The organism is Neobacillus niacini, assembly GCF_019749295.1.
GTDB classification, from domain to species: Bacteria; Bacillota; Bacilli; order Bacillales; family Cytobacillaceae; genus Neobacillus; species Neobacillus niacini_D.
In genome coordinates this window covers 308,187-314,186 of the sequence record NZ_JACWFG010000013.1, presented here as the reverse complement: position 1 = coordinate 314,186, position 6,000 = coordinate 308,187, and the positions used below count along the sequence as shown (strand labels likewise).

General features: G+C 36.5%; 5 protein-coding genes and 1 pseudogene. 5 read left to right on the top strand and 1 reads right to left on the bottom strand.

All coding sequences use genetic code 11. From position 1 onward, the window contains the following. The 4 genes and pseudogenes from H0184_RS19515 to H0184_RS19500 form a co-directional block, all read left to right on the top strand. Nucleotides 1-348, top strand: a pseudogene (locus H0184_RS19515) (hypothetical protein); the annotation flags it as partial. Between the two features lie 247 nt (nucleotides 349-595). Then, nucleotides 596-1,951 carry an arsenic transporter gene (locus H0184_RS19510; protein WP_221827690.1) on the top strand — a complete coding sequence of 452 codons (1,356 nt, stop codon included), beginning with the start codon at nucleotides 596-598 and terminating at the stop codon, nucleotides 1,949-1,951. A gap of 90 nt (nucleotides 1,952-2,041) precedes the next feature. Continuing rightward, complete coding sequence (locus H0184_RS19505) at nucleotides 2,042-2,926, top strand: ABC transporter ATP-binding protein (protein WP_221827689.1); 885 nt, start codon at nucleotides 2,042-2,044, stop codon at nucleotides 2,924-2,926. 1 nt (nucleotide 2,927) lies between these two features. After that, a complete protein-coding gene (locus H0184_RS19500; RefSeq protein WP_221827688.1) occupies nucleotides 2,928-4,139 on the top strand; it encodes an ABC transporter permease in 1,212 nt (403 codons plus the stop codon). A 46-nt stretch (nucleotides 4,140-4,185) separates the two neighbouring features. On the opposite strand, the gene H0184_RS19495 is transcribed toward H0184_RS19500, so the two are convergent. Then, nucleotides 4,186-4,776: a VanZ family protein gene (locus H0184_RS19495; protein ID WP_260631675.1), complete on the bottom strand. Its 591-nt coding sequence runs from the start codon at nucleotides 4,774-4,776 to the stop codon at nucleotides 4,186-4,188. 202 nt (nucleotides 4,777-4,978) lie between these two features. On the opposite strand from H0184_RS19495, the gene H0184_RS19490 reads away from it, so the two are divergent. Further along, nucleotides 4,979-5,983, top strand: coding sequence for a DUF3231 family protein (locus H0184_RS19490; RefSeq protein WP_221827686.1), 1,005 nt, complete (start codon nucleotides 4,979-4,981; stop codon nucleotides 5,981-5,983). Nucleotides 5,984-6,000: the final 17 nt, after the last annotated feature.

The window sequence follows — 6,000 nt, the reverse complement described above, 5'->3', positions numbered from 1 at the left end:
GTTCCAAAGGCTCCAAAGGCAGTAAAGGCTCTGGCGGTTCCAAAGGCTCCAAAGGCAGTAAAGGCTCTCACGGTTCCAAAGGCTCTAAAGGCAGTAAAGGCTCTCACGGCTCCAAAGGCTCCAAAGGCAGTAAAGGCTCTCACGGTTCCAAAGGCTCCAAAGGCAGTAAAGGCTCTCACGGTTCCAAAGGCTCCAAGGGCAGTAAAGGCTCTGGCGGTTCCAAAGGCTCCAAAGGCGGGAAAACTTCCGGCGGAAGTAAGGGGACCAAAGGCAAGAAATCAAAAGGTAAAAAATAATAAAACTCAAACCGGTACTATAGGAGTACCGGTTTTTTATGGTTACCGCTAAATTTATAAGATAGCTGCCTATAAAACAACAGCTGGGCATTTGTTTAGCTGCAAAAAGGCAGGCATTAATCCAGCCATTATTTTAAGAAAATTTCTAGATACCTGCTGATTTACATAAATTCAAGATATTCGTTTAGTTCAAGCCCCTTATGAGCTACGTATGATAAAGCAAAGGACAAGAGAAGACAGAAAAAAGGAGAATCTTAGAAAGATATACTTAGACAGTTGAAGGGAGAGAAATAACTTATATGTATCATCCAACGACGGTGGTCATAACCATATTTGCTTTTTTTCTGACCATGGTAATGATATTCATCCGTCCGAAAAATATGAATGAAGCAATCCCAGCAACGATTGGAGCAATTATCGTCATGTTGAGTGGCAGTGTTTCACTCACAGACTTAATGGATATAAGCTCGAAAGTAACAGGAGCAGCGGTAACCATTATCGCAACCATTGTGATGGCAATTGTGCTGGAAAGTTTTGGCTTCTTTAGATGGACGGCAGCACTGATGTTAAAAGTATCAAAAGGGTCGGGTCTTCGCTTATTTTGGTATACATTATTACTTTGCTTTTTAATGACAATGTTTTTTAATAATGATGGCAGTATCTTAATTACCACCCCAATCCTTATCCTGATCTTTAAAAATATCGGTTTAAAGAATAGGCAAAAGATTCCTTATTTATTAAGTGGTGCATTAATCGCCACTGCTTCAAGTGCTCCAATCGGAGTTAGTAATATTGTAAATTTAATTGCACTAAAAATTATTGGGATGGATCTTTACCTACAAACAGCCATGATGTTTGTTCCTTCTACGATTGGACTACTATTTTTGGCGTATTTACTGCTTCTCGTTTTCAAGAAGGACATCCCTAAAGAAATTCGACTCCATTCTTACACGCTGCCATTGTTGAATAACAATCGCTTTCATCCACTACAAAGAAAAAACGAGGATATGTTTGAGAAACAAAAGAAATTAATGATACAAATGCTCATCTTTGTATTTATTGTTAGGATCAGCCTCTTTGTAGCCTCTTTTTTAAACATTTCGGTATCTTTGGTTGCCGTTCTAGGTTCAATCGTCCTATTAATCTGGAGATGGATTCATTTAAAGAAAAATCCGAAAGACGTCATCACCAAAATCCCATGGCATATCTTAATCTTTGCTTTTAGCATGTATGTTCTCATATATGGACTGCACAATATAGGATTAACAACTCTGTTGGTTGACCATCTAAGTTCTATTGTTAATGGCAGTTTACTTCACGCAAGCGTTACCATGGGGATCATAACTGCCTTTCTTTCAAATATTTTTAACAACCATCCTGCACTAATGGTTTCAACACTTGCATTAACTGAAATGGGATTAGAACCATTATTAACCCAGACGGTTTATCTAGCAAATATTATCGGCAGTGATATCGGTTCCTTAATTCTGCCTATCGGTACCCTGGCAACATTATTATGGATGGATATTTTGAAGAAAAATAATATAAAGATTACCTGGCTGGACTATATTAAGGTGACTATTATTGTCATTCCGCCAACACTGATTTTTACTCTTGTAGGTCTTTACCTATGGCTGCTGTTGGTATTTGTTTAAAAAAATGGAAAATTTTCCTTTAAAAAGAACATTTTGTCGTTTAAAATAATGACAGAATGTTTTTTATTTTGATGAAAAGGGGATCATGTTTTGCTTAAGGTTGAAAATTTAACAAAAAAGTATGGGGAAAAACACGCTGTAGAACATCTTTCCTTCTCCGTTTCTACTGGAGAAGTATTTGGACTTCTAGGAAGAAATGGTGCTGGAAAGACAACCACCATTAAAATGATGCTTGGCCTGGTTACACCGGATGAAGGAAGCGTAATGTGGAAAAGTCAAAAGGGACTGAAAGGTGCTTCTTTTGGTTATTTGCCGGAGGAGAGAGGCTTGTATCCGAAAGCAAAAGTTGCTGACCAGCTTTCGTATTTTGCTAGATTGGAAGGAATGGAAAAATCAATTATCAAGAGAAGTGTCGACTATTGGTTAGATCGATTTGATATTGCCATGTATCGAAACAAGATGGCTGGTGACCTCTCAAAAGGTAACCAGCAAAAGGTTCAATTGGCTGCGACACTACTACATAATCCGGACCTCATTATTCTTGATGAGCCCTTTAGTGGATTAGATCCTGTAAATACAAATCTCTTAACACAAGTAATCTTAGAAGAAAAACAAAAGGGAAAAGTTATTATTATGTCCAGTCACCAGATGGAGCAGGTAGAGAAGTTCTGTAAAGAAGTTGTACTTATGAAGGATGGCCAAGCTTTATTAGCGGGTGATTTAGAAACCATCAAGAACTCTTATGGATTAATGTATTTATCCTTATACGGCGATGTTGATAAATTAATATCATTTTGTCAGGAACAGGAGTATCCGTTTGAACAAGAAGAGAAACGAATCATCGTTCCATTAAAAAGTGACCAAGAACCGCTTACTGTTTTAACACAATTAAAAAATGAAAATATCGAGGTTAGCGAAGTCACCTATTTACAACCAACCCTTCATCAAATATTCGTTGAAAAGGTGGGGTCGTAATATGAATGCATTATGGACAGCGTATCTATTTCATATAAAAGAACAGATTCGTACAAAGGGGTTTCGAATAACCTCTATTGTCATTTCTATTCTAATTCTAGGATATTTTGCCTATAACCATTTTTCATCAAACGAAGAAAAAGTACTAGTTACAGTCATTAACACAAGTAAGTATTATAGCCTCGATGACAAACTCCTTAAGGAAAACATTGAGGGGTTACAACTGCACTCAGAACAAATAAAAAATGAAGAGAAGGAACAACAGAAAATAAAAGATCAAGACCTTGATCATTTAATTGTCATCAAAGAGCAGGATTCAGTTCCAGTTGTCAACTATTATTATCATCGGTCACCCGATCCTACCGTAATGTTTGCCTTTACCACTCAGTTACAACAACAGTACTTATCCAAAGTTTCCACAGAACATGCTTTGTCTCAGGAAGTTGTCACTGAATTATTTCAAAACATACCTGTAGAAGAAACGATGCTGGCAGAAAACAATGGAAGCCTAGGGATTGTATATGTCTTCATTTTCCTTATGTACACCTTTATTATCATGTTTGGCCAGGGTGTTGCGATGAGTATTACTGGTGAAAAATCAACAAGAGTAATGGAAGTTATGATTACAAAAATTAAACCAATCTACATGCTGTTTGCCAAAATCCTTTCTAGCTTAACAGCCGGTCTAATTCAAGTATCCGTGTTTTTGCTTTCAGGGTATCTCGCCTATCTAATTGGTTGGATTAATAAAGATTTATTTAGTATCTTTGGTTTTGGATTAGATCTTTCGCAAGTAAATGCAGGTTTAATTATTGGTTTTATTTTCTTCTTTGCTTGTGGCTATCTCGTATATGCCCTTTGTTTCGCAGCATTAGGCTCCGTGATATCTAGAACAGAGGATTTGGGCAGTGTTATGGGACCTGTAATGGTTCTTGTGGTTGGAGCATTAATGGTTGGAATTAAAACCATGATGGATCCAACAGGAGGACTAGTCACATTTTCAACATACTTCCCGTTCTTTTCACCTATTGTGGCCTATTCCAAATTTGTTATGGGGGAAATTTCCACCCTTGAATTGTTAATTAGCGGGGCTGTTTTAATAATCTCAATTGGATTGTTAGCTTATGCAGCTTCACGAATTTATGTAAAAGGTGTAATGGTATACGGAGAAAAGTTCAAATGGTCTCAGTTGACTGCCATGTTAAAGAAATAGTTTTATGTAAAGAGCCATCAGTCCTTATTAAGGATCCTGATGGCTCTTAGTTTTGATAGGATACTGTAACAACCCTGTTAAAGAAAGGATATAGCAGATAACCTATATAAAAACCAAGTACATTTAAAATGAGATCATCAATATCCATACTGCCACTTTGAGAAAAGTATTGGAGTAATTCTATCGAGGAAATGAAGAAAATAGGGATATAAAGTAATTGGAAAATGGTACATTTTCTCATTTTTAGAAAAAATCCAAACGGAAGGAACAAGCCGATATTGGCAGCCAAATTATAAAAGGAAATCAAACCATTTACCTCTCCCGATAAATAAAAGGAGATGGTTGAAAAGGGAATAAGATTTATGGACTGATAGATTTGGTCACTTGGTCGAAAGAAAAGCAAAATGAATAAACCAAATGAGTAGAGAAGTAATAGAATACGGATTTTTGAATAGGAAAATTGTACGGTTTGTTTACGAATGAATAAAGCTAAGAGGAATACTGCCATAACCATACAGAAAAAAACAACACCTATAACAACCGGGTGGAGATAGTCAATTAATTGAAATAGGATAGGAGATAATATAAGAAATAGTGCAATTGATGCAATCAAGGATATTATTAGTGATTTTTTCATTGAATGGACCTCATTATTGATTTCTTCCATTATATCACCATTTCAATTATTGTTTTTCTTATACTTTGGGAAAAGTAAAGGTAGAAAATGAATCTTGGACGTTAATAAGGAATTTTTTGGGTATCTAAAAATGTTATGATTAGGTCTGCCAATTAACATTACTACCTTACATTAAGTACCGAGAAGAGCGAGGTCAAGCCCTATGGAGGATAAAAATAAGCTTCAGCTAACTGCTGCGGAAATGACAACATTATGGAGCCAATATTTGAACGATTCACTAGCCACCTGTGTTAGTAAATACTTTTTAGAAAAAGTAGAAGATGAAGGAACTGTGCCAATTATTGAATTTGTTCTTCAGTCTGCAGAGAAGAATGTTTCAACCATGCAGGAGATTTTTATTAATGAACAGTTTCCGATACCCGTCGGCTTTAATGAAGAGGATGTAAATGTACAAGCACCAAAGCTGTTTTCTGATACTTTTATACAAATGTATTTTAGAAATATGTCCATACTTGCGATGGCAGCAAGTTCTGCTGCGCTCGGATTAGCAACACGACCCGATGTAGTGTCATTTCATAAAAGTGTATTAGAATGTTCTGTTCACCTTCAGGATATCACCAGAGAAATCATGTTAAGTCAGGGAACATATATTAAACCACCTTATATTTCTGTCCCTGATAAAGTTGATTTTGTGAAGAAACAGCAGTTTTTAGCTGGTTTTTTTGGCCATAAAAGAGCGTTTACAGGAATAGAAATTACTCATTTATTTCTAAACGTCCAAACGAATGCCATTGGAAAAGCATTAATATCGGGATTTGCCCAAACAACCCAAAATGAAGAAATAAAACAATACTTATATAGAGGAAAGCAAATTGCCCAAAAACATATAGATATTTTTAGTAACTTTTTGAAAAAAGAAGACTTACCTGCTCCAATGAGCTGGGACACGGCGGTTTTAGATTCTACAACACCTGTCTTCTCCGATAAACTAATCATGTTCCATATCACGGCGATGATTGCTGCCGGGGTAGGAAATTATGGTATGGCAATGGCAGCAAGCCCCAGAAGAGATCTAGGAATGAGATATGCTTCTTTAATTCCAGAAATCTCCCTTTATGCGGAAGATGGAGCCAATATCATGATCAATCACAGCTGGTTAGAGGAACCTCCTCAAGCAGATGACCGTGACGAATTAATTAAGGGCTAAAAGATCTAGCAACATAT

Excerpts from the sequence above, each read along its gene's own strand:
- H0184_RS19495 (WP_260631675.1), bottom strand. The coding sequence starts at position 4,776 with ATGAAAAAATCACTAATAATATCCTTGATTGCATCAATTGCACTATTT.
- H0184_RS19490 (WP_221827686.1), top strand. The coding sequence starts at position 4,979 with ATGGAGGATAAAAATAAGCTTCAGCTAACTGCTGCGGAAATGACAACA.
- H0184_RS19510 (WP_221827690.1), top strand. The coding sequence starts at position 596 with ATGTATCATCCAACGACGGTGGTCATAACCATATTTGCTTTTTTTCTG.
- H0184_RS19500 (WP_221827688.1), top strand. The coding sequence starts at position 2,928 with ATGAATGCATTATGGACAGCGTATCTATTTCATATAAAAGAACAGATT.